This window comes from Alicyclobacillus acidocaldarius subsp. acidocaldarius Tc-4-1 (assembly GCF_000219875.1).
GTDB lineage: Bacteria > Bacillota > Bacilli > Alicyclobacillales > Alicyclobacillaceae > Alicyclobacillus > Alicyclobacillus acidocaldarius_A.
Genome location: NC_017167.1, coordinates 787,047 through 811,356 on the forward strand (window position 1 = coordinate 787,047; position 24,310 = coordinate 811,356).

General features: G+C 63.7%; 14 protein-coding genes. 11 read left to right on the forward strand and 3 right to left on the reverse strand.

Annotation, left to right across the window (positions count from 1 at the left end; translation table 11 throughout):
* Positions 1-143 precede the first annotated feature (143 nt).
* The gene (locus TC41_RS03545) at positions 144-8,273 is read left to right on the forward strand and encodes a GH36-type glycosyl hydrolase domain-containing protein (RefSeq protein WP_041694983.1); all 8,130 of its coding nucleotides are present in this window, start codon (positions 144-146) and stop codon (positions 8,271-8,273) included.
* A 65-nt stretch (positions 8,274-8,338) separates the two neighbouring features.
* On the opposite strand, the gene TC41_RS03550 is transcribed toward TC41_RS03545, so the two are convergent.
* A complete protein-coding gene (locus tag TC41_RS03550; protein WP_014463631.1) occupies positions 8,339-9,703 on the reverse strand; it encodes an MFS transporter in 1,365 nt (454 codons plus the stop codon).
* A gap of 239 nt (positions 9,704-9,942) precedes the next feature.
* On the opposite strand from TC41_RS03550, the gene mmgD reads away from it, so the two are divergent.
* From mmgD to ilvA, 4 genes are all read left to right on the forward strand, one after another.
* The gene (mmgD, locus tag TC41_RS03555) at positions 9,943-11,055 is read left to right on the forward strand and encodes a citrate synthase (protein WP_041694984.1); all 1,113 of its coding nucleotides are present in this window, start codon (positions 9,943-9,945) and stop codon (positions 11,053-11,055) included.
* A gap of 89 nt (positions 11,056-11,144) precedes the next feature.
* Complete coding sequence (locus TC41_RS03560; RefSeq protein WP_014463633.1) at positions 11,145-12,590, forward strand: bifunctional 2-methylcitrate dehydratase/aconitate hydratase; 1,446 nt, start codon at positions 11,145-11,147, stop codon at positions 12,588-12,590.
* A 15-nt stretch (positions 12,591-12,605) separates the two neighbouring features.
* The gene (gene prpB / locus TC41_RS03565; protein ID WP_014463634.1) at positions 12,606-13,529 is read left to right on the forward strand and encodes a methylisocitrate lyase; all 924 of its coding nucleotides are present in this window, start codon (positions 12,606-12,608) and stop codon (positions 13,527-13,529) included.
* A 49-nt stretch (positions 13,530-13,578) separates the two neighbouring features.
* Complete coding sequence (gene ilvA, locus TC41_RS03570) at positions 13,579-14,802, forward strand: threonine ammonia-lyase (RefSeq protein WP_041694985.1); 1,224 nt, start codon at positions 13,579-13,581, stop codon at positions 14,800-14,802.
* Between the two features lie 241 nt (positions 14,803-15,043).
* Here ilvA and TC41_RS03575 read toward each other — a convergent pair whose 3' ends face one another.
* A complete protein-coding gene (locus TC41_RS03575; protein ID WP_041694986.1) occupies positions 15,044-15,616 on the reverse strand; it encodes a hypothetical protein in 573 nt (190 codons plus the stop codon).
* Positions 15,617-15,882: 266 nt separating this feature from the next.
* Between TC41_RS03575 and TC41_RS03580 the strand changes: the two genes are divergently transcribed.
* The gene (locus TC41_RS03580) at positions 15,883-17,913 is read left to right on the forward strand and encodes an ATP-dependent Clp protease ATP-binding subunit (protein ID WP_041694987.1); all 2,031 of its coding nucleotides are present in this window, start codon (positions 15,883-15,885) and stop codon (positions 17,911-17,913) included.
* A 55-nt stretch (positions 17,914-17,968) separates the two neighbouring features.
* Here the strand turns inward: TC41_RS03580 and TC41_RS03585 are convergent, their stop codons facing one another.
* Positions 17,969-18,319: a hypothetical protein gene (locus tag TC41_RS03585; protein ID WP_014463639.1), complete on the reverse strand. Its 351-nt coding sequence runs from the start codon at positions 18,317-18,319 to the stop codon at positions 17,969-17,971.
* A gap of 216 nt (positions 18,320-18,535) precedes the next feature.
* On the opposite strand from TC41_RS03585, the gene TC41_RS03590 reads away from it, so the two are divergent.
* From TC41_RS03590 to TC41_RS03610, 5 genes are all read left to right on the forward strand, one after another.
* A complete protein-coding gene (locus tag TC41_RS03590) occupies positions 18,536-19,129 on the forward strand; it encodes a UbiX family flavin prenyltransferase (RefSeq protein WP_049784324.1) in 594 nt (197 codons plus the stop codon).
* A 120-nt stretch (positions 19,130-19,249) separates the two neighbouring features.
* Complete coding sequence (locus tag TC41_RS03595) at positions 19,250-20,623, forward strand: UbiD family decarboxylase (RefSeq protein ID WP_041694988.1); 1,374 nt, start codon at positions 19,250-19,252, stop codon at positions 20,621-20,623.
* Positions 20,624-20,628: 5 nt separating this feature from the next.
* Positions 20,629-21,483: a R2-like ligand-binding oxidase gene (locus TC41_RS03600; protein ID WP_237700025.1), complete on the forward strand. Its 855-nt coding sequence runs from the start codon at positions 20,629-20,631 to the stop codon at positions 21,481-21,483.
* A 25-nt stretch (positions 21,484-21,508) separates the two neighbouring features.
* Entirely contained in the window at positions 21,509-22,828 is a 1,320-nt protein-coding gene (locus TC41_RS03605) for an MFS transporter (RefSeq protein ID WP_014463643.1), read from the forward strand.
* A 22-nt stretch (positions 22,829-22,850) separates the two neighbouring features.
* The gene (locus TC41_RS03610; protein WP_014463644.1) at positions 22,851-24,296 is read left to right on the forward strand and encodes an aldehyde dehydrogenase family protein; all 1,446 of its coding nucleotides are present in this window, start codon (positions 22,851-22,853) and stop codon (positions 24,294-24,296) included.
* Positions 24,297-24,310 lie beyond the last annotated feature (14 nt).

Here is a 24,310-nt window from a genome sequence, read left to right on the forward strand (position 1 = left end):
CATCTTACCACGTCCGTTGGCGCCCGTGTCAGCGCGAACCGATTTATAATCCAGACTTCAAACGGGAATGTTTACATATGCTGCCGTTTTATCTGTTCGTTCGGACGGGCGATCCGAGACTCTCGGCGGCACAAGGAGGACCTATGGCGTTCGACACAGAGCTCGAGAGACGCGCGCATGCATTGGCGCTGACGCAAGATATCAGTTCGACGCGCGGCGGGGGAGACGACCTGTGGCCCATCCTGCGCCGGTTAACGGCGCGTGTCCGGAATTTCGCCGCCAGACTCGAGCGGGAACCTGCGGCGTGTTCCGAGCCTGCGCACGAGTGGCTGATCGATCACGCCGCCTATCTCGAACTCCAGGCGATGCTGGCGGAGCGCCTGTGGCCGAACGCCGTCGTGCGGAAACTGCCGAGGATGGTCGAGACCGGGGAGCCTCGCGTGGTGGCGCTCGCCACCACCTACCTCGATGCGGTGCGCGGACACATCGAGGCCGAGACGCTCACCCGCTTTGTCGAGGCGTACCAGGACGTCCAGGTGCTGACGACCCTCGAGTGCCATCAGCTTGCCAACGGGCTGCGCATCGCGATTCTCACGCGGATCGCTGAAGCGAGCGAGGAAATTCAGCGTCGGTACGAGGCGTGCCGCGCCATCCAACGCTTACTCAGCGAGATCGAGCAGGGAGGCGGGCCAGCGGCCGTGCGGCGCGCCATCGACCGCTTTTCCAAAGGGCGTGAGCTCGGTGCCGTGGAAGTGGTACACCTCGTGCATCACCTGTCCGAGTGGGAGCCGGATAGCCAGGAGTTGCGCGAGTGGCTGGCGGCGCACGTCGCCAACTCTTCCGAGAGCATCGAGCGGCTGACGACGTACGAGGCCGAGTGGCACGCCGAAATTCAGGTGCTCATCGGCAACTTGGTGCAGAGCCTGCACGCGCTGGAGCGCATGTCTTGGCAGCCCATGGCGTCGCGCATTTCCCGGGTGCAGGCCTGCCTGCGCGAGGAGCCGACGGGCGACTATACGCGGCTCGATCCGACAAGCCAGAACGTGCTCACCCATCAGGTCAGCTGGCTCAGCGAGGCCTTCCGCCTGCCCGAGGCGATGATCGCGGAGACCGCCGTCTCACTCGCGCGGGACGCGTGGGAGAAGGCCGGATCGCCCACCGCCGCAAGCGACCTGCCGCGGGAGGCGTTTGTGGCGCATTATCTGTGCGATCCCGACGGCATGCACGCGCTTCATCGAACGCTCAAGGAGCGCGCGAAGCCGAGGGCGGTGCCGCAAATCGCGCTGCGCCGCCACCCGCTGCGCACGTACCTGCTCGGTGTTGCGCTCTTGTTCGCGGCCATCCTGTGGGCGGTGCTCGATGGATTCACGGGCGGATTTCGCGCATCCGTTGGCGTGACACTTGCACTTGCCGTCCTGCTCGCGCTTCCCGTGAGCGAGTGGGTCCTCGCCCTCGTGCACGAGGGGATCCGCCGCGCCGTTCGGCCCGTGCCCATCCTGCGCCTCGACTTCAGCGAGGGGATTCCAGAGGATGCTCGCACCATGGTGGTGCTCCCCGTCCTATGGGCAAACGAGGCCGACGTCGACGAGGCGTTCGACAAAATCGAACTTCACCATCTGACGCAGCGGGGAGACAACGTCTATTTTGCGGTGCTGTCGGACCTGCGCGACGCCGGTGCGCCGGATCTGCCGGAGGACGAGATCCTGCTCGCCCGGGCGCGCGCGCGACTTGAGGCGCTTCGCCGCAAGTACGGAGCCGCCCGCTTCTTTTGGTTTCACCGCCACCGCGTTTTGAACCGTGCAGACGGCGTATACATGGGCTGGGAGCGAAAACGGGGGAAGCTGGTCGAGCTGATCGAGCTCATGCGCGGCAAGCGCGACACCACCTTTTGCGTGAAAGATGGAGATCTCGACGTCCTACCGACCATTCGCTACGTGTTTACCGCCGATCTCGACACCGAACTTCCCATCGGCGCCGTGCAGCGCCTCGTCGGCACGATGCACCTTGGCTACAACCGGCCGCGGCTCAACGCCCGCGGCACGCGCGTCGAGCAGGGCTACGGCGTGCTCCAGCCGGCCGTAGCCGTCAGCCCGCGCTCGACGCAGGTGTCGCGCTTTGCGCGCCTCTGGTCGGGCGAGACGGGCGTGGATCCCTACGCGTTCGCCATCTCCAATCCGTATCAGGATTGGTTCGGGCGCGGCCTGTTCGTCGGCAAGGGACTCATCGACGTCGATGCCTTCCACGCCGTGCTGTGTGATCGCATCCCGGACAATAGGGTCCTGAGCCACGACATCCTCGAAGGCGGATTCTTGCGCGCGGGGCTCGTCGCCGATGTGGAGGTAGTCGAGAGCCAGCCTGCGACGCTCCGCGCCTACATGCGCCGCGCCCACCGCTGGGTGCGAGGAGACTGGCAGTTGACGTATTGGTTGCGCCGGGTGTGTCGAGATCGCCGCGGCCGGGCGCAGCCTGTGGACTTGTGCGGCTTCACCCGCTGGAACATCGTCGATCACGTCCGGCACAGCCTGGTCCATCCGGCGCTTGTGCTGCTCATCGGCCTTGGTGGCGCTGGCCTTTTGCCCGGGCCGGCGTACGCGTACGGCGCCGTGCTCCTGATCACCGTGTTTTTGCCCGTTCTGCGCCAGCTTGACGCCGTCCGGCCTAGCGAATGGTCCTGGCGGGGCGCCGCGACGGCGCTGGGCCAGAGCCTGGTCATGCTCGTGACGCTGCCGTTCATGGCGGTGGTCGAGGCGGATGCCAGTCTGCGCGCGCTGTATCGGATGCTCATCAGCCGGAGGCGGCTGCTCGAGTGGATCCCGTCCTCCCACGCGGACCGTGCAGACGGATCGTCCGCGCCCCTTCTCTACGAGCCCGCGGGTTACGCGGTCGCGCTGGCCTGCTCAGTGCCTGGGCTCTTCGGTACCTGGGAACAGGTGTTCTTGGGCGCTCTCGCGCTCGCGGTGTGGTTGCCCGCGCACGGTGTGGCGCGATTGCTCGCCCAACCCGCCGGTCCACCGCGCGTGGATCCTCACCCGGACCTTTCCGCGCATCTGCGCGAAGTGGCCGTGGCAATGTGGCGGTTTTACGAGCGGTACGTCGGCGAGGAGGATCACCACCTGCCGCCGGACAATGTGCAGCTTGAGCCGGTGGAGCGAGTCGCGCACCGCACCTCCCCCACCAACATTGGGCTCTACCTCTTGTGCGTCGCCGCAGCGGCAGATCTGGAAATCATCTCGAAGGAACACGCCGTGCATCGCCTGGAGCAAACCATGGCGACGCTCATGTCCCTGGATCGGTGGCACGGCCACCTGTTCAACTGGTATGATACGCGGACGCTCAGGCCCCTTCCGCCGAGGTACGTCTCGACCGTGGACTCCGGCAACCTGGTCTGCGCGATGTTGGCCTTGGGCCAGGCGCTTCGCGAATGGGCGGCATCCGACGCGGATGTCGCCCCTCGCGCGCGCCGCCTTGCGGACGCCGTGGAGGGCTTTGCGCAGGAAGTAGATTTTCGCCCGCTGTATCGCCCGGATCTCAGGCTGTTTTCCTTGGGCTTTCACGCAGATCGAAACGAGCTCGAGACAATTGTCTACGATCTCCTCGCTTCCGAGGCGCGCCAGGCGAGTTTCATCGCCATCGCGAATGGCCAGGTGCCTGCGTCCCACTGGTTCGCGCTGTCCCGCACCATGACGCGCGTGGGCCGACACTATCCGCTCTTGTCCTGGTCCGGCACGATGTTCGAATATCTCATGCCCGCGCTTTTGATGCGCCACCTGCCCGGCACCCTCTGGGAGGAGACGTATCGCGGCGTGGTGTCGAGACAGATCGCCTACGCGCGGGAGCGCGGCGTCCCGTTCGGCATCTCGGAGAGCGGTTTCTACGCGTTCGATCGCGACCTCAACTACCAATACCGGGCGTTCGGTGTGCCGGGGCTCGGGCTGGACCGCGGCCTGGAACGCAACCTCGTCGTGGCGCCCTATGCGACCATGCTGGCGCTTTCTTTTGCCCCTGAACAGGTGGCTGACGCCCTTAGGCAATTGCGCGAGTTGGGCGCGCTCGGGCCGTACGGCTACTACGAGGCCGTCGACTTCACGGCAAGCCGCCTTCCGTCGGGAGAACGGTACAAGGTGGTGCAGAGCTTCATGGCCCACCACCAGGGGATGGCGTTCATTGCCATCGCGAACTACCTGCAGCACAATCTTTGGATCGAGCGGTTTCACCGCTTGCCGCTCGTGCGCGCGGGCGAGTACATGCTGTATGAACGCATGCCCAAGCGCCCGGCGCTGCTCCTCAAGCCAGTTCACGCCGCGCACGCGCCGAACTTCGACCGCCCGGTCTATGCGCGCCGGCGGAGCGGAAACGACGACGCGTGGAACGCGGTCTCCAACGGCAATCTGACGAGCTTCGTCGACGCGCGGGGCGAGGGTGGGATAATCTGGCGCGGCATCGCAGTCACGCGCTTCCGGCCGGATCGGCACCTGCCGTATCGCGGACCCGTGATGTACGTGCGAGATGTGGATCGCGGCGGCGTCTTTCGCACCACGTTGCACGGGGGCGCAGGACACGTGGAGGCGGAGTTCCGCCCGGACAAGTCGAGCTTGAAGCGCGTGGTGGACGGGATCGAGAGCGAGTGGTCTGTGCTCGTGGCGCCGGACCGAGATGTGGAGATTCGGAAGTTGGTCCTTCAGAACCTCGGCGAGGACATTCGCCGGCTCGAGGTGACCTATTTCGCCGAACTCGCACTCGCGAAGCCAGCGGCGGACATCGCGCATCCGTCGTTTCAGCGCTTATTTGTCGAGACGGGCTGGGACGAGGCGCGCCACGTGCTGTGGGCGCGGCGCAGGCCCGAATCGGACGATGAGCTGGACGTGTACGCGGCGTTTCACCTTGTGGCGGACGAAGAAGCGCCGGCACCGGTCGAGTGGGACTCCCACCGGGCGCGGTTCGTCGGGCGCGGCGGCCGTCTCGCGGCGCCGAAGGGGCTCTGGCAACGCCTGCGCGGCGAAGCTGGATCGGTCGCCGATCCGGCCGCGATTCTCCGCACAACCGTGGCACTCGCGCCCGGGGAAAAGCGCGCGCTCTATGTCATCACCGCGCTCGGCGAGGCGCGGGAAGAGGTCGTGGAGAGGGCGTTTGAAATGCGCAAGCCTTCGGCCTTATCGCGCGCGGCGCAACTCGCATGGATGCGCGCGCAGATCGATCTCCGCCAACTGCACCTTTCGCCGGAAGACGTCGAGGACGCCATGGAATTGCTGTCGCGGTTCTTGTCCCGGCGCGCGTTTTCGCCCGAGCGGCGGGCGGCCATCCTGCAGAACGAGCTCGGCCAATCCGGACTCTGGGCGCACGGGATCTCGGGTGACAGGCCCATCGTCGCCGTCCGGCTCGCCTCCGCGGCGGAAATCCCATTTGTCGCGAAGCTCGCGCGGTTGACGCAGTACCTGGCGCACATGGGCTTCGCGAGCGATCTCGTCGTGATCGACGAGACGATGTCGAGCTATCGGGACGAGACGCGGGATCGCATCCGGGCGGAGATGGCGCGCCGCGGCGTGCACGACACCTCGGGGCTCGCCGTGGTGAAGGCGGATCAGCTTTCGAGCGCCGAACAAACGCTCATCGAGGCCGTCGCGGTCGCAACGTTGCGGGCCGGTGGCCCAAGCGTCGGCGCGCAGCTCGCGGGCGGTCGAGCGCGGCGCGAGGAGCCGGCGAGATTCGCGTCGGACCGCCTGGAGCCGGAACCGAAGCGCGCGGCGCACGATGCCGGGCAGGTGGAGGGGGAGTTTGCGAACGGCTACGGCGCGTTCGTCGACGACGGTCGCGCGTACCGCATGCGTGTCACGCGCGCCAAGCGGCCGCCGCGGCCCTGGTCGAACGTGCTTGCCAATCCCAACTTCGGCGCGCTCGTGACCGAGCTCGGCACCGGCTACACCTGGTGGCGCAACAGCCGCGAGTTCAAGCTCACGCCCTGGCACAACGATGCCGCGTTCGACCCGCCCGGTGAAGCCGTGTACCTCGCCGATCTCGACCGCGGAATCGTCGCGAGCGCCACCCCTTCGCCAGCCGGGGATGCATGGACGTACGACGTGACGCATCGTCCGGGCGTCACCACGTTTGAAAGCGACGTGGAGGGCGTCCGCGTGGCGCTCGAGGTGTTCGTGGATCGCGCAGAGCCCATCAAGTGGATGCGGGTGCGGCTTCGCAACCAAACCGGTTCGCGGCGCAGAATCCGCGTGGCGCCGTACGTCGAATGGGTGCTCGGCGTGGATCCGTTCTCGAACACGCCCCTCGTTGTGGTGCGCAAGCTGACCGAGGCGGACGCCATCGCCGCGGAAAACCGGTATCAGGAGGCGTTTCGCGGCGCCATGGGGTTTCTCGCCGTAGGCGGCGCTGGGCGGACATCGGGGTGGCTGGGCGACAAGATTCGCTTCCTCGGCGACGGATCGTATACGCGGCCCGACGCGCTGCTCGAGGACGCGTGGCACGGGGACGAAGGCCCCACGCCGACGCCCTGCGCCGCCCTCGCGCGCGATTTCGACCTGGGGCCTGACGAGGAGGCCGAGGTGGTCGTGCTCCTCGGCGCGGCGCCTGACGAACACGAGGCCGCGAGGCTCGCCCGGCTCGCGCGCCCTGACGCGGCGGACCGCGCGCTCCGCGAGGTCAGCGAATTCTGGGCCGATCTGCTCGGACGCGTCCAAGTCCGCACGCCGGACCGCAGCTTCGACATCCTGATGAACGGCTGGCTCGTGTACCAGGCCCTCGCCTGCCGCATCTGGGCCCGCACAGCGTTTTATCAGGCCGGTGGCGCGTTCGGCTTTCGGGATCAGCTGCAGGACGCCCTGGCGCTGCTTCACGCCCGTCCCGACGTGCTGCGCCATCAAATTCTTCGGGCTGCGCGCCATCAGTACGTCGAGGGCGACGTACAGCACTGGTGGCACGAGGAGCTCGGCAAGGGTATTCGCACCCGTTTCTCGGACGACCTGCTCTGGCTGCCGTACGCGGTCTCGCGCTACCTCGAGGCGACGGGCGATACCGCCATCCTCGACGAACGCGTTCCGTATCTCGTGAGCGCCCCGCTTGGCGACGGGGAACTGGAACGATACGAGGACAGCGTATGGAGCCAGGAGGAAGGCAGCCTCGCGGAGCACGTGGCACGGGCCGTGGAGCGCGCGCTGCACTTCGGCCATCACGGCCTGCCACTCATGGGCATCGGCGACTGGAACGACGGTCTGAGTCGAGTCGGCGCGAAGGGCCGGGGCGAGAGCGTGTGGCTGGCGTGGTTCTTGGCGGATGTGTTGCGGCGGGTGGCCGAGATCGACCATCCCGCATTCGCTTCCCACCGTGGGCGCTGGCTTGCGATGCGCAAGAAGCTTCTCAAAGCGGCGAACGAGTCGGCGTGGGATGGACAGTGGTACCGGCGCGCTGTGACGGACGACGGGCTGTGGCTAGGGTCGGCCGCGTCGCCCGCGTGTCGGATCGACGCCATTGCTCAATCGTGGGCCGTCCTCTCGGGCGGTGCTCCGCCGGATCGGGCCGTGCGCGCCATGGAATCGTTCGACCGGGAACTCGTGGACCGGCGCCTGGGTGTGGCGCATTTGCTGCAGCCGCCGTTTCGAGATTTGCGCCCGAGCCCTGGGTACATCCAGGGCTATCCGCCAGGAATTCGCGAGAACGGCGGGCAATACACCCACGGGGTCATCTGGAGCATCATCGCGTGGACCCATCTCGGGCGGGGAGAGGAGGCTTATGAACTCTTCTCCATGCTGAATCCGATTCACCACGCCGACACGTCGCGAGAAGTGGAGCGGTACGGAAACGAGCCCTATGTCATGTCGGCGGACATTTACACGGAGCAGCCGAACGTGGGGCAGGGCGGATGGTCCTGGTATACAGGCGCCGCTTCGTGGATGTACCAGGCGGGGCTCGCGGCCATCCTAGGCGTTCAGCGGCGCGGGACCAAGCTCATCGTAGAACCGTGCATCCCCATGCACTGGCCTGGCTTTGAGGTGAGGTATCGCCACGGTTCAACGCTCTACCGGATTCGCGTCGAGCGAGCGACACAAGGCGCGCAGGCGCGCGAGCGAATGCTCACGGTGGATGGCGTGGCTGCGGCCGAGATCCAGCTCGTGGACGATGGTGGGGAGCACGACGTGGTTGTGTGGCTCGCGGACTCAGGCGCCGTGGTGTCAAACAACCTTCAGACAGTGACTGCCCTGCCGCGCGAGGGAGCTCGGCGACACCGCATGTCGAGCGGCGCCCGCGTTCCCCGCGAGCATGGCGTGTAAAAGCGCGGTCGACTTGGTAGGGCGGCGCGAATGGCGGAACATTCGCGCCCCTAGCATTCACGGGATCAAACGCCCACGTTTGGCCCTTGCTCCTGCACAATGACGCGTTCGTTGACGTCCTCCAGCGCGCGCCCCGTCGTCTTCGGTCCAAGTGCTCCCACGTCAATCATCAAGAGCACCATGGCGCCGGCCACGACGGAGAACATCGCCGTGGCCCCATGCGCGTGCAGCACGGGCAAGAGGATGAACGGCATCAGGCCGCTCATCAGGCGGCTCAGGCTGTACGCCGTGCCGACAGCCGTGGCGCGCACGGAGGTGGGGTAAATTTCGGCCTGAAAGATGTGATAGCCATTGGAGAAAATGTTGCTCGATAACGTATACAAGAATCCAAACAGCATGATGAGTGTCGGCCGCGTGGTCATCCCGAAGAGAATGCCGAATACGGCCATGCAGAATGCGGCCCCCACGACGATCCACTTGCGCTCGATGCGCTCCACGATGGGCACCGACAAAAGGGAGCCGATGGGATAGCCTATGAAACTCACCGCCGCATAGGTGAGTGACGTGGTGATGGTCAGGCCCTTGCTCGCCAAGACCAGAGGCACAAGCGTGCCAAAGCCGTAGTAGCCGAAGGTCTGGAGGATTTGAAAGATCCAAAGCATGATGGTTCGCTTGGCGTACGTCGGCGTGAACAACGTCCTGAGCGGCACGCGCTTCGGCTCTACAGCATCGGTGGCAGGTGTCCCCTTTCCGGGTTCACCCGGAGCTTCTTCCAAGAAGCGCGCCAGAATTTGCTCCGCTTCCTGATGCCTGCCCACCGATTCTAGCCAGCGAGGCGATTCGGGCAGGATGCGCTGCAACGACCAGACAATGATGGCCCCGAGGGAACCGATGACAAACAACCAGCGCCAGCCCGCCATCAGGAAGTGCGTGGTCACGAGGGCACGTGCCAAAAATCCTTCCACTGGCGTCGCACAGAATTCCAGTGTGTACGTCCACGCCATGATCCGCCCGCGGTTATGCGCAGGGAAGATCTCGCTCAAGTACACGTCGCAGAGTGGCAACAGCGCACCGATGCCAAGTCCGGCGAGGAATCGGAAAACAATCAAGAAGGCCGCATTGGGGCTGAAGGCCGCGATGAAAGTGAAGACGGAGTACGTCGACAAGATCCCGAGAAACGCGGCTTTTCGCCCGACGCGATCGGCGAGCGCATTGAATCCAATGCTGCCGATGAACATGCCGAGAAATGCGGATGAGAGCAGGAGCGCCTGCTCCGACTTGGGGATGTGGAATGCGCCCGTCAGCACAGTTCCGAGCACGCCGGAGAGGTAAATGTCGAACAGGTCGAAGAACAAGCTGATGCCGACGATCACGGCGATGCGCTTGTGCCACCGCGTGAGGGGCATCTGATTGAGGCGCGCAGCGACCATAGGTGTAGACAAGGTCATCCCTCGCTTTCTGACGATTGCCCGCCCGCTTTCACCACCTCCATGGGCAGGTCGTGATATTGTGTACACGGTTTCATTATACAACCGTCAAATTTCTCTGAACACACTGCCAAACCGCCTTCTCGGCCTAGTTCCTGTATAATGAGGCTATGTAACCGCTATCGAAACGAGGCGCCTGTCTGCTGTCACGGCCCGTGGGCGCCCGACGAGGAGGCTCGTACATGTCTGAAGCGTACAGACCCGGTTTGGAGAATGTGATCGCGTGTGAGACGGAGATCTCGTTCCTGGATGTCGATCACGAAGAGATTGTCCTGCGCGGGTACGACCTGATCGATCTCGCCAAGAAAGTGTCGTATATTGATATCGTTGGCCTGCTGATTGACAAGCGCTTGCCTAACGACGAAGAACGGCGAGACATTGAGCGCGCGCTGAAGTCGCATCGCCAGGTCCCATTGAACATTTGGGCCATCCTCAAGCAGCTTCCGCCGACCACGCACCCCATGGACATGTTGCGCACCGGGGTCTCGGCGCTCTCGGGGTTTGATCCGAATCTCGAGGATCAGTCGCCCGCGGCGAATCGGCAGCGCGCGATGCGGCTCCTAGCCCAGGTGCCACAGATTGTCGCGGCAAGCCATCACATCGCGCACGGGCGAGATCCGATTCCGCCCAAGGACGACTTGTCGTTTGTGGCAAATGGCTTGTATATGATCACGGGGCGCGAGCCGAGCGCGGATGAGGTCAAGTACTTTGATCAGGTGCTCATGGTGTACTGTGAGCACGAGCTGCCGAACTCCACTTTCGCGGCGCGCGTCATCACGTCCACGCTGTCCGACATGTACGGGGCGCTGACGGGCGCGGTAGCTTCGCTCAAGGGACCACTGCACGGCGGCGCGAACGAGGCGGTCATGGAGATGTTGCTCGAAGCCGAGACCGTGGAAGGCTTCGAACGGATGATCCGGGAAAAGCTCGCAAACAAGGAGAAGATCATGGGGTTCGGCCATCGCGTGTACATGCGCAAGATGGATCCCCGCGCCCAAATGATGAAGGAAGCGCTGCAAGAGATGGCCGGATCGAATCCCGAGGCCAAGAAGTGGCTTGACATGTGCGTGGCCGGCGAGACCATCATGCGGGACGAGAAGGGGCTGTATCCGAACCTCGACTACTACGCGGCGCCGGTCATGTATATGCTTGGTATCCCGGTTCCGCTCTTCACACCGGTGTTCTTCGCGGCGCGCGTCGTGGGGCTTTCGGCGCACGTCATGGAGCAGTTGGCGAACAACCGCATTTTCCGCCCGCGCGTGCTGTACAAAGGGCCGCGCGGCCTGAAGGCGTAAATCGGCGGAGGAGCCGGCTCTTTCATATTCGACCGTATGAGCGGGCGGCGCTGCCGCCCGGCACTTTGCTGTGCGCAGGGGGATTGACGATGAGTGCAACCGTGGATCGCCAGGGCGGTCGCCCGTTTGACGACGTGATTGTACAAATGACGGACTACGTGATGAAGCCGGAGGTCGCGAGCGACGAGGCGCTTCACATCGCGCGCCACGTGCTCATGGATACCATCGGTGTGGGGCTGCTCGCGCTCTCCTTCCCGGAATGCGCGAAGCACATCGGGCCGTACGTGCCTGGGGCCGCCATGCCGGGGGGCGTGCGGGTGCCGGGCACGAAGTACGAGCTCGATCCGGTCCAGGCCGCGTTCAACATCGGCGCGATGATCCGCTGGCTCGACTATAACGACACGTGGCTCGCCATGGAGTGGGGCCACCCTTCGGACAACCTAGGCGGTATCCTGGCCGTAGCCGATTATGTGAGCCGGGAGGCGCGCAAAAGGGGGCAAAAACCCTTGACGGTGCGTCAGTTGCTCGAACGCATGGTGCAGGCGCACGAGATTCAGGGTGTGCTCGCGCTCGAGAACAGCCTGAACCGCCGAGGGCTCGATCACGTCCTGTTCGTGAAAGTGGCTTCGACCGCCGTCACCACGGCGATGCTCGGCGGTTCAAGGGAGCAGATTCAGAACGCCATCTCGAACGCGTGGATCGACAACGCGCCGCTTCGCACGTATCGCCACGCGCCAAACACGGGCTCCCGCAAGTCGTGGGCGGCGGGCGACGCGACGAGCCGCGCCGTGTGGCTCGCGTTTATGGCGCTGCGCGACGAGATGGGCTACCCGAGCGCGCTCACGGCGCCCCAGTGGGGATTCAACGACGTGGTCATGGGCGGAAAGCCCATTGTGCTGGCGCGGCCGCTCGGCTCGTACGTGATGGAGAACGTGCTTTTGAAGATCTCGTTCCCCGCCGAGTTCCATGCGCAGACGGCGGTGGAGTGCGCGTTCCAGTTGCATCCGCTCGTGAAAGACCGCCTCGACGAGATCGAGCGCATCGTCATCACGACGCACGAGTCCGCGATTCGCATCATCGACAAGAAGGGGCCGCTCCACAATCCGGCGGATCGAGATCATTGCATTCAATACATGGTCGCGGTGGGGCTCATCTACGGCGACCTGCGGGCCGAGCACTACGAGGACGAGACGGCGAGTGATCCGCGGATCGATGCGCTGCGCGAGAAGATGGAGGTCGTCGAGGATCCGCGCTACAGCAAGGATTACCTGGATCCGGACAAGCGCTCCATCGCAAACGCGGTTCAAATCTTTTTCCGCGACGGATCACACACCGACAAGGTGGAAGTGGAGTATCCCATCGGCCATCGCCGCCGCCGCGCGGAAGGGCTGCCGAAGGTCATTGAAAAGTTCCGCGCGAACCTGCTGACGCGCTTTCCGGAGAAGCGCGCCGAGCGAATCCTCGACCTGTGCCTGGACGCAAACCGGCTGCACGAGACGCCGGTCGACGAGTTCATGGATCTGTTTGTCATCTGAGGGGAGGCGTGAACGTTGGCGTGGCTGGTGGAAGAGCAACCTAGCCAGGAGGAATTGGCCAAGCGGTTCCTGGGGCGCATTCAGGAACCGCGGATCCTCAAAATTCCCGGCGCGCACGACGGGCTGACGGCGCGGATCGCCAAGCAGGCGGGGTTTGAAGCCATCTACCTGTCCGGCGCGGCGTACACCGCGAGCCGTGGGCTGCCGGATCTCGGCATCGTCTACTCGAACGAAGTGGCCGAGCGCGCGGCCGATCTCGTCCGAGCCTCCGGCCTGCCGGTGCTCGTCGATATCGACACCGGGTACGGCGGCGTGCTGAACGTGGCGCGCACCGCGAAGGAGATGGTCGAGGCGCGCGTGGCGGCGGTTCAGATTGAGGATCAGGTCATGCCCAAGAAGTGCGGGCACTTGAACGGCAAGAAGCTCGTCGAACCGTCCGAGATGGTGGAGAAGATCCGCATGCTGAAGACCGTGGCGCCGACGCTTGTGGTGGTGGCGCGATCCGACGCCAAAAGCGTGGAAGGACTCGAAGCGCTCGTGGAGCGCGCGAATCGGTATGTGGCGGCAGGCGCGGACGCCGTGTTCCCGGAGGCCTTGACGACGGAAGAGGAGTTCCGCTATGTTGCGGAGCGGGTTCGTGTTCCGCTGCTCGCGAACATGACGGAATTCGGGAAGACGCCTTACTACACCGCGGACCAGTTTGAGTCGTGGGGCTATCGCATGGTCATTTACCCCGTGACGAGCGTCCGCGTGGCCGCCAAAGCCATTGAGCGCGTTTTCGAAGCGATTCAGCGAGAGGGGACGCAGAAGTCGTTCCTGTCGGAGATGCAGTCGCGCGAGGAGCTGTACCAAACCATCCGCTACTTCGATTACGAGGCGCTCGACGAGCACATCGCCAAGACGGTGCTCGAGGATTCGATGAAGCGCGCGGACCGATGAGCATGGGGCGGGCCTTTCGGGCCCGCCTTCTTTAGGGAGGAAGAGGCGGTTGCAGGATCGGTCGCTACCCACCTTGGAGGATATCGAACGGGCGAGAGAGCGGATTCGAGGGAGCGCGCTGTATACGCCGCTCGACTACTCCGAGACGTTTTCGCGCCTGTCCGACAACGAGGTTTATCTCAAACTGGAGAACTTGCAAAAGACGGGATCGTTCAAGCTGCGCGGCGCGCTGAACAAGATCACGGCGCTGGCGGAGATGGGCACCCTCGCTGGCGTCGTCGCTGCGTCCGCGGGCAATCACGCTCAGGGCGTCGCCTATGCGGCGCGAGGGCGCGGCGTTCCATGCACCATCGTGATGCCGGAAGGGGCGAGCCTCGCCAAAATTATGGCCACGCAGCGGTACGGGGCGCGCGTGGTGCTCCACGGCGACGACTACGACGCCGCATACGGTCACGCGAGCGAGATCGCCATGCGCGAGGGCCTCACCTACATTCATGCGTTTGACGATCCCGACATTATCGCTGGCCAAGGCACGATCGGGCTCGAAATTGCGGAGCAATTGCCGGACGTGAGCGCGGTCATCGTGCCGATGGGGGGCGGCGGTCTCGCGGCGGGGATCGCCATCGCGCTCAAATCGCTGCGCCCTGACGTGAAAATCTACGGCGTTCAGGCAAAGGCCGTGCCGGCATTTCGCCACGCGCTCGATCTCGGCGCCATCGAGACCGTTCCGGGCGAGCCGACCATCGCGGACGGCATCGCGGTGAGGCGGCCCGGTGCGCTGACGTTCGAGGCTGCGAAGCGGTACATCGACGACGTGATGGTCGTGGAGGAGGACGAGATCGCCCGCGCGATGATTTTGCTCATGGAGCGCTCGAAGCTCGTGGTGGAGGGTGCGGCGGCCACCACCATCGCGGCGGTGCTGGGGAAAAAGGTGCCGGCGGGGCTCGGCAAGGTGGTGGCTGTGCTGTCCGGTGGCAACGTCGACGTGGTGGTGCTGTCGCGGATCATCGAACACGGGCTTGTGGAATCGGGGCGTTACCTGCGCCTCGCCGTGACGATTCAGGACCGCGTGGGCGCGCTCCGCGATCTGCTCGACATTGTCGCCCGGCTCCGCGCGAACGTACTCACGGTGCACCATCAGCGGGTGGGATCGCACATCCACCTCGGGCAGACGGAGGTCGAGATCGACCTTGAGACGCGCGATCACGCCCACATTCGCCTGATCTGCGACACGCTGCGCCAGGCGGGGTACGAGCCGGTCATCCGCGATTGATGGCCGGCGAGGCCGGACCCGTTGGCCGCGATGCGCGCGGCCCCTCGCTGCTCGATAGGATCTGGTGCCTCCTTCTTACCGTGTGATGAGGTCGAACGAGGGAGGTGGCGGGGTGTCCAAGCCGGAGCGCAAAGGCGACGTTCGCCGCCGGCATTTCCCGATCTCGCCATGGACGTCGGCGTTCTCCGTGATTTAGTGAGCGAGCGCAAAACGCTCGGTAGGCATCGAAAGAGGGCCGGGTTTAGACCCAGCCCCCGCCGTTATTGTTTGGGTCGTCAAACGGCCCATTCTGAAAACCGTCATCGCGAAAATCCACCTGGTTGTCCCAGGGCTCACCCGATCCCCAGTCCTGAACTTGTCCCGGATCCACCGGGTTACCATTCGGATCATAGATGCCGCTGTGATCCATCATCATTTGCTGCTGCAACTGTTCGATCTCGTCCTGCTGAATGATGTTCTGCTGCAGAAGCGCGTCAATCATCTGCTGATCTTCCATTTGGCGGAACATCTCGTACTGCATGGCGTCGATCCGGCCTTGCTCGAAGAGCCACGACAACAGTGCACCGGCCGCCATGCCGCCGAGGAATGAACCGGCGCCGCCAAACCCAGGCCGATAGCCGCCGTACGGCGGTGTCACGTCGTACGTCGGGCCATAGTTCGGTCCGTAATTGGACTGAAACGGTCCCTGCTGGTACGGACCGCTCTGATACGACTGGAATGGTCCGCGGCGGTACACAGGGCCGCCTTGCGTGCGGCGCGCGAACAGAAGCACCAGCAGAATGACGATCACGACGAGCAGAAGGATGACCAACAAAGGGCTCACCTCGCCTGAGTGGTATCCTTATCATAGCGCGATTTCTGGTCTTCAAACCACCGCGCTTGCGAAAAAAGTGTTGCAATCGGTGTCGAGCGTGCTATAATTGGTCAAGGAAAGGCAAGGTCAACTATCGACTAAAGGTCAAAGTTAGTCAACATCAATCAACGATCGAGACGTGGGCGGGCGCTTGAGATTCGCAAGGTTTTGTGTCTCAGCCCGCTTACGTCCGTGCAGAGGTGTCCGTAAGGCTGGAGGTGGCCATCATGCCATTCATCAATCCGGAGTTTATCCTGGGCGGGGGGTTCCCGCTTGATGATTGGTTTCGTCAAATGAGCGGCCAACCTGTCGGGCAGCCCGTGCAGACGCTGTCCGGGGGTGGCAAGAACGGCGGGGTGCTCGAACAGTTTGGCCGCAATCTCACCGAGCTGGCGAAAGCGGGGAAGATCGATCCCCTCATTGGCCGCGAGGACGAGATCGAGCGCACGCTGGAAATCCTGAACCGGCGCAACAAGAACAATCCCGTGCTCATCGGTGAACCTGGCGTCGGGAAGACGGCCATTGTCGAAGGCATCGCCCTGCGCATGGCCGAAGGGCGGGTGCCGAAGAAGCTGTTGGGCAAGACCATCTATGCGCTCGACGTGGCTTCCCTGGTGGCAGACACCGGGATCCGGGGCCAATTCGAGAGCCGCATGAAGCAACTCATTGCCGAACTCGAGTCTCGCCAGGACGTTATTGCGTTCATCGACGAGATCCATCTCTTGGTCGGGGCCGGCGCTTCGCAGGGCGGGCTCGACGCGGGGAACATCCTCAAGCCTGCGTTGGCGCGCGGAGATATCCAGGTCATTGGGGCCACGACGCTCGACGAATACCGTCAAATCGAGAAGGATCCGGCGCTCGAGCGCAGGTTTCAGCCCGTCATGGTGGACGAGCCGTCCGTCGAGGAGGCCGTGCGCATTCTCGAAGGATTGCGGCCGCGGTATGAGGCATATCACGGGGTGCGTTACACAGACGAGGCGGTGCGCGCCTGCGTGACGCTGTCTCACCGGTATATCGGCGATCGGTTTCTGCCAGACAAGGCCATCGACCTCATGGACGAGGCCGGATCGAAGGCTAACTTGCAGTACGGCGGGGATCGCGCGAGCATCGAGGAGCGCCTCGCCGCCATCGCGAGAGAAAAGGAGTTGGCCATTCGCCAGGAGGCCTACGAGCGAGCGGCCGCGTTGAAGGCCGAAGAGGAGAAGCTTCGAGCGGAACTGGCTCATGCGGCGGGCGGGCCTGACGTGCCCGTCGTCGACGAGGAGCAGATTGCGGCGATTGTCGAGGCGAAGACGGGCATCCCGGTCACGAGGATGCAGGCCGATGAGCAGGCCAAGCTCAAGAACCTGGAGGCCGATCTCGCCTCCGTCGTGATCGGCCAGGACGAGGCGGTGCGCCAAGTGGCGCGCGCTATTCGCCGGAGCCGGGTGGGGCTGCGGAGGGGCGACCGGCCCATCGGGAGTTTCTTGTTCGTGGGTCCCACGGGCGTGGGGAAGACCGAGATGGCTCGGAGACTCGCGGAACTTCTCTTCGGATCGAAGGACGCGATGATCCGGCTCGACATGAGCGAGTACATGGAGAAGCATTCGGTGTCGAAGCTCATCGGCGCGCCGCCTGGGTATGTCGGCTACGAGCAGGCGGGCCAGTTGACGGAGCAGGTTCGTCGCCACCCGTACAGCCTCATTTTGGTGGACGAGATCGAAAAGGCGCACCCGGACGTGCAGCATATCTTCCTCCAGATCATGGAGGACGGGCGCCTGACCGACAGCCAAGGTCGTACGGTGAGCTTCAAGGACACGCTCATCATCATGACGTCGAATGCGGGCGAGGTGGAACGGAAAAGCCACGTCGGCTTTACGACGAAACGCGATGAGGAAGCGCGCGCCGACGTCGATCTCGGCGATTTGTCGGCCTACTTCAAGCCGGAGTTTCTCAACCGGTTTGACGCCATTGTCCGGTTCCGTCCGTTGGGGCAGGCCGAGGTGCGGCGCATTGTCGAGTTGATGCTCGCCGAGGTTCGCGAGCTTCTCTCGGAGCGCGGGGTGACGCTTTCCTGGAGTGAAGAGGCCGTGCACTGGTTGGCGGAGCGCGGTTATCACCCTTCATTCGGGGCGCGGCCGCTTCGGCGCACGGTACAGACCTACGTCGAAGATCCGATTGCAGATCGCCTGATCGACGAAGCTGTACACGAGGTGCGGCTGGACGTGGAAGGAGACGCTCTCGTGGTGCGGACGCCAGAGCCTGTTCTGGCCGCGTGACAAAGATGAGCGCGGGGTGCTCCATATCAGGGGTCCCCGCGCTTTTGGTTTCTCATCACCAGAAGAAAAGCCCGAATAGCGCGTAGATGATGAGAAACGGCACGGCCCAGCGCACCCACGCACCTCCATAGCCGTATCCCGGGCCAGGGACGCCATAGGGGGGAGCACCGTATCCGGGGCCGCCCATGGGACCTGGGCCGAAGCCGCCGTACGCGAGGACGGGATCGACACCCGCCGCATCACCATCTGTAAGAACCAGGGACGGCACGGCCTGCGATCGCGGAGACAGCACGATGACGCGCCCATCCTCCGTCACCCGCTCAATCAAGCCGTGGTGCTGTCCGTATGGGGTGCGAAACGTGACCCAGCGCCCGACGAGGCGCTCGCATTCAGCTTTTGTGCACATGGTTTCACCCCCCAACATAATCCCACGATATGCCGCGGACGGCCTCGCTGCCGCGGTCGTTGCCCAGGGGGCGATGCGCCCAGCCGGAGGGGCGTACGGGATGAGACGGGCAGGCAAAATCTCAAAATTCACTCGAGTTTGTTTTGAAAACAGACCTTAAGTGGCTCGCGCTATACTCAGGGCTACTGAGCAGGAGTAGACAGGAGACGATTCGCCATGCGCATTGTAGTCGGAGTGACGGGCGCTACAGGAGCCGTCCTCGCCGTCCGCACGCTTCGAGCTCTGACCAACCTTGGTGTTGAGACGCACCTCATCTGTTCGCGCTGGGCAGAGACCACCCTGAAATTAGAGACGGATCTCTCGCTCGCCGATCTCTATAGCCTGGCATCCGTCGTTCACCGGGTAGATAACCTCGCTGCTTCGATTGCGAGCGGCTCCTATCGAACGGACGGGATGGTTGTCGTGCCCTGCAGCATGAAGACGCTGGCTGCCATTCGCATGGGGCTCAGCGACAACTTGATTGTGAGAGCGGCGGACGTGACCCTCAAAGAGCGGCGACAGCTCGTTCTCGTCGTTCGTGAGGCGCCGCTTCACGAGCTTCACCTGGAAAACATGCATGCGCTCGCGCGCGCTGGCGCGGTAATCTTTCCGCCCGTTCTGGGTTTCTACCATCGACCGCGTACGCTGGACGACGTGATCGATCACGTCGTGGGACGCATCCTCGATCAGTTCGGTCTGTCGATGCCAGTCCCGCGATGGGGAGAGCCTGCGCCGCAAGGCGGTGCTTCCAACGAATCGACCCCACTTTGAAGTCTTGCCTGATGAAAATTCACTTTATTTACGACTTATCATCGGATGATTCACAAGATACTTAATTCCGTCTATGATCCATATCACACGTCGCAGTCAGCGCGGCGGGAGGCGAAAGTCGTGGCGTTTCTTTCATTTCGGGCTTGGCTAGAACATTTGAGGGAGACGGATCGGCTGGTGGACGTTGAGGTCGAGGTCAGCTTGCGGTACGAAGTCGCCGCCATCGCCAAGCGGCTCGACGGGCGCAAGGCCGTCATGTTTCACCGGCCGGCGGGGTCCAGCGTCCCTGTAGCCAGTGGCCTTGTGTCGCAAAGGCGTTGGATCGCGGAGGCGCTCGGGTGTGCGCCGGACGATCTCGTCCATAGGTTTCGCGAGGCATGCGAGCAACCCATGCCCGTGGCGCACGTCTCGGAAGGAGATGCGCCCGTGTACCAACGAGTTCAGACCGAGGGCATCGACCTCCTGAAAACGCTTCCTATCCCGACACATCACGAGCACGACGCGGGTCCCTATGTGACGGCCGGCCTGGTCATCGTCCGCGATCCGGCCACGCGAAAGCAGAACGTGGCCATTCACCGCCTGCAGGTGACTGGGCCAGATAGGATGGGCGTGCTGCTTCTCCCGCGCCACACGCTCCACCTGTTCCGTCAGGCCGAGGCGGCCGGCAGGCCGCTCGAGTGCGCCGTGGCCATCGGCGTCGATCCTGCGACGCTCATCGCGTCCCAGGCCAGCACGCCGTTCGGCGTCGACGAGCTCGAGATCGCGAGCGCGCTTCGCCGCCAACCGCTTCCTGTCGTTCGCTGCAGGACCGTCGACGTCGATGTGCCCGCGGAGGCGGAGATCGTGATTGAGGGCCGGATTCTGCCCCACGTGCGAGAGCCCGAGGGCCCGTTCGGCGAGTTCCCGCGCTACTACGGGCCACGCTCCGACAAGCACGTGATCGAAGTGACTGCCGTGTCGATGCGCGATGATCCCGTCTATCACACCATTGTTCCGGCGGGTTACGAGCATCTCTTGCTCGGCGGCATTCCCCGGGAGGCAAGCCTGTTTGAGACAGTTCGTCAGCTCGTCCCCACAGTCCGAGCTGTCCACATGACACCTGGGGGATCCTGCCGATACCACGCGGTCATTGCGATCCGAAAGACCGAGGAAGGGCAGGGCAAGAACGCGATCCTCGCTGCGTTTGCTAACAGCTTTGACATCAAGCACGTGGTCGTCGTGGACGAAGACGTGGACATCTACAACCCGGAGGAGGTGGAATGGGCCATCGCGACCCGGTTTCAGGCGGATCGCGATCTCGTCTTGGTGGAACAAACCCAGGGCTCCAAGCTCGATCCGTCGACCGACGACGGCCTGGGCAGCAAGATGGGGCTCGATTGCACCGTACCTCTGAACGCCGATCCGTTCCGCTTTCGGCGTATCACAATTCCCGGATTCGGCGAGATGGACTGGAGCCGATATGGGCTGACGGACTCGTTCGAGGGAAAGGAGTGAACGACGTGTTCGATGTGGAAGACGTCGATCTTGGCCAGCCGGAGGACTCACTGGATGAGGCGGCTCATCGCCTGTGGCGAAAGGCCATTGCCTTCGGAACCTGGGATCCTGCGAAGATCGATCTCGAACAAGACAAGCGGGACTACGAGTGCCTTGATCCCGCGATGCGCGCCTATCTGGAGTCGTTCTGCGGGGCATTCTATCACGCCGAGGAGAACGTCGCCCGACTGTTCTGTCCCTGGATCATGGCCATATCGTCCACATGGCAACAGGCCTATCTCAGCACACAGCTCGTCGAGGAGTTCAAACACACGGATTTCTTTTCTCGCTACTTCAAAGAGGTCTTTGGGCTGTCCGCTCCTAAGCGCCGCTTGGAGAACCCCGTTCACGATTCACTGCTCGAACGATCGCGCAAACTGCTCGCCAGCCTGGAAGGACCAGAGGAAGAGAGAGCCGCGTGCATCGTGGAGGCGTTTACGCATTATCAAGGGATCATCGAAGGCGTGCAGGCCAACGCGGGCTACCACATCTTCGTGCACGTGTTTGGCAAGCACGGCCTCTTCCCTGGACTCTCCCAGGGCTTTCGAAACATTCAGCGCGACGAAGGCCGACACGTGGGCTTCGGCATGCGCGTTCTACGCCATTACGCCGAGCGCGATCCGGCCCTCGGGGCGCGGATCCGCGAGGTGTATCAGGCGTATTTGCCGCTCATCCGCGCGCGGTATGGCCAGCCCATCGAGGTGGATGGCGTTCGCTACGATCCGCCAGCGGAGGAGCGCGGACTGGAGCGCTTGATGGAGATGTATGAACGGCGCATGCGCGACATCTTCGGTTCACACTGGGAAGTGACCTTGCAATAAAAATTCTATTATGAGGAGGATTTGAATGTCCATTTCAACGGCTAGCCCTTACGCCGTTCAGCCAACGCGCAAGCAGGTGGTGACCGCGACCATCGCGTCGCTCCTCGGCTGGTCATTGGACTTGTTCGATCTGTTCGTCCTCTTGTACGTCGCGCCGGACGTCGGAAAGCTGTTTTTCCCATCGACCAACGCTACCCTATCGCTCGCCTCCGTGTACGGATCGTTCGCAGTCACGCTGCTCATGCGTCCGCTCGGAAGCGGGCTGTTTGGCTCTCTTGCGGACCGGTTTGGCCGCAAGCGAGCGATGATCACGGCGGTGGTGGGCGTCGGCGTTCTGACCGCGCTCTTCGGCGTCCTTCCCACGGTTCACCAGGTTGGCGTCTTGGCACCCATTCTGTTCCTGATCCTCCGCCTCGTCCAAGGGATCTGTGTCGGAGGCGTCGTGGCTTCCACGCACACCATTGGAACTGAATCGGTGTCGCCGAAGTGGCGAGGACTTGTGTCTGGGCTCATCGGCGGCGGGGGTGCGGGCATTGGCTCGCTGATTGCGTCCATCGTCTACGCGATTTGGTCCTCCGTGTTTCCCGGCCCGGCATTTGACGTGTGGGGATGGAGGTGCATGTTCTTCTCCGGCATTTTGAGCGCCGTGTTGGGCGTGTTTGTGTTCAACTCGCTCGAGGAGTCTCCGCTTTGGCAGCAGGTGAAACATCTGGAGGCCCAGACTGCCCCGAAGGCGCCGGTGCGATCCGTCTTTAGTACCTATCGGCGAATTCTGTTGGTCAACCTGATGATCACCGTTGGCGGCGGGAGCGGTTACTATCTCACGTCTGGCTACCTGCCTACTTTTTTCAAGGTCGTCAACAAGCCCCCGCACGGCACCGTATCCATGGCGCTGATCGCAGCGAGCCTCGTCGTCATCCTTGCGGCCGTCGTGGTGGGGCATCTCAGCGAGGTCGTCGGGCGAAAGCCGGTGTTTTTGACCGTGGGCGTGACCGCGCTTATCGCCGTCCCATTCTTGTATCACGGCATGGCGACCACACATTCGCCAGGAGCGCTGGTCGCGTACGCACTGATCTTGGTCTTCCTGGGCAACGCAGCGTACGCGCCTATCGTGGCGTTCTTGAACGAGCGCTTCCCGACGCAAGTGCGGTCGACGGGAACGGGCCTGTCGTGGAATATGGGTTTCGCCGTAGGCGGCATGCTTCCGACCTTCGTCTCGTTGGCGGCGGGCACCACGGCGAACATCCCGACTGCACTGACCGCCTTCCTGATGGCGGCGCTCGCCTTGTATCTGATCGGTGCCCTGGTCATCCCGGAGACCCGGGGGGCACTTCGAGTGAGTTGACGTCGAGCGGGAGGATTGCTGAATGAAGACCTACCAGAATTACATCGCAGGCGCTTGGCAGCCATCGAGCTCTGGGCAGACGTGTGAATCCATCCATCCGGCGACGGGCCATCTCGTCGCCAGGACGCAGTCCTCCACGCGGGATGATGTGGGGCGAGCCGTGGAAGCGGCTCGCACCGCGTTCGAGGCTACGGATTGGGCGATGAATTCGAGCATGCGCTCACGGGCGCTCGCGGCATGGGCGGACGCCATGGAGAGGAAGCAGGAGGCGTTGGCTCGCCTGTTATCCGAAGAAAACGGCAAGCCCATTCGCGAGGCTCGCGGCGAGGTCGCGAGCGCCATCGATGCCTTGCGCTACAACAGCGTCATGGCCCGCAACGTGTTCGGGCGGACGTTTCAACCGTCGCGTGACGCGTACGGCTTTCTGGTGCGAGAGGCCGTCGGCGTCGTGGCCGTGATCACGCCGTGGAACTGGCCGGTCCTCCTCTTAATGCGCGATCTCGCGCCTTGCCTGGCGGCGGGCAACGCCGCAATAGTCAAACCCGCGGAGCGCACGGGTGCGGTCACGGCCGCCCTGTTCGAACTCGCGGCGGATCTCGGCGCCTTCCCGCCGGGGATCCTGCAGCTCGTCACCGGCAAGGGCAGCATCGTCGGCGACGCGTTGGTTGATCACCCCGGTGTGGACATGATCGCGTTCACCGGCAGCACCGAGGTGGGACAGGGCATCATGGCCAAGGCGAGCCGCGGCGTGAAGAAGGTCGCTCTGGAGCTTGGAGGGAAATCGCCGAATCTCGTATTTGCAGACTGCGATCTCGAGCGAGCCGTGTCGACTGCATGCCGGTCGGTTTTCATGACGAGCGGCCAGATCTGCATGGCCGGGTCTCGACTTTTGGTGGAGGCCCCGGTGTACGAGCAAGCTCTGGCGCTCGCGAAGTCGTACGCGGAGTCGCTTCGAGTTGGCATGCCGCTCGACGAATCGACGGACATGGGGCCCGTGATCTCGGAAACGCAACTGCAAACCATCCTCGCGTTCATCGAGGAGGGGCGCAGGCGGGGCCGTGTCATTGCCGGTGGGAAGCGTCTAATGCAGCCGCCGTACGATCGCGGTCATTTCGTGGAGCCTACCGTGATCGCCGACCTGCCTGTCGACTGTTCGGTCGTTCAGGAGGAGATCTTCGGCCCCGTGCTCGTCGTGGAGCGGTTCGAATCGGAAGAGGAGGCGGTGCGCCTCGCGAATGCGACGCGCTACGGGTTGGTCGCAGGCATTTGGACGAAGGACCTGGATCGGGCGTTCCGGGTGGCCCGTCGCCTGCAGGCCGGGACAGTGTGGTTGAACGGATACAACCGGAATTACGCGGAGGCGGAGTCCGGCGGCTACAAGATGAGTGGGCTCGGGCGATCCCGCGGGATCGAGGGGCTGTACGAGTTTACCGAGCTCAAGCATATTCATCTCACGTTGGACATGTGAGCGAGTGGAGATGA

Bases quoted from the DNA above. Each gene is read 5' to 3' on its own strand.
- TC41_RS03545 (WP_041694983.1), top strand. From the start codon at position 144: ATGGCGTTCGACACAGAGCTCGAGAGACGCGCGCATGCATTGGCGCTG.
- TC41_RS03550 (WP_014463631.1), bottom strand. From the start codon at position 9,703: ATGGTCGCTGCGCGCCTCAATCAGATGCCCCTCACGCGGTGGCACAAG.
- mmgD (WP_041694984.1), top strand. From the start codon at position 9,943: ATGTCTGAAGCGTACAGACCCGGTTTGGAGAATGTGATCGCGTGTGAG.
- TC41_RS03560 (WP_014463633.1), top strand. From the start codon at position 11,145: ATGAGTGCAACCGTGGATCGCCAGGGCGGTCGCCCGTTTGACGACGTG.
- TC41_RS03580 (WP_041694987.1), top strand. From the start codon at position 15,883: ATGCCATTCATCAATCCGGAGTTTATCCTGGGCGGGGGGTTCCCGCTT.
- TC41_RS03585 (WP_014463639.1), bottom strand. From the start codon at position 18,319: ATGTGCACAAAAGCTGAATGCGAGCGCCTCGTCGGGCGCTGGGTCACG.
- TC41_RS03590 (WP_049784324.1), top strand. From the start codon at position 18,536: ATGCGCATTGTAGTCGGAGTGACGGGCGCTACAGGAGCCGTCCTCGCC.
- TC41_RS03605 (WP_014463643.1), top strand. From the start codon at position 21,509: ATGTCCATTTCAACGGCTAGCCCTTACGCCGTTCAGCCAACGCGCAAG.
- TC41_RS03610 (WP_014463644.1), top strand. From the start codon at position 22,851: ATGAAGACCTACCAGAATTACATCGCAGGCGCTTGGCAGCCATCGAGC.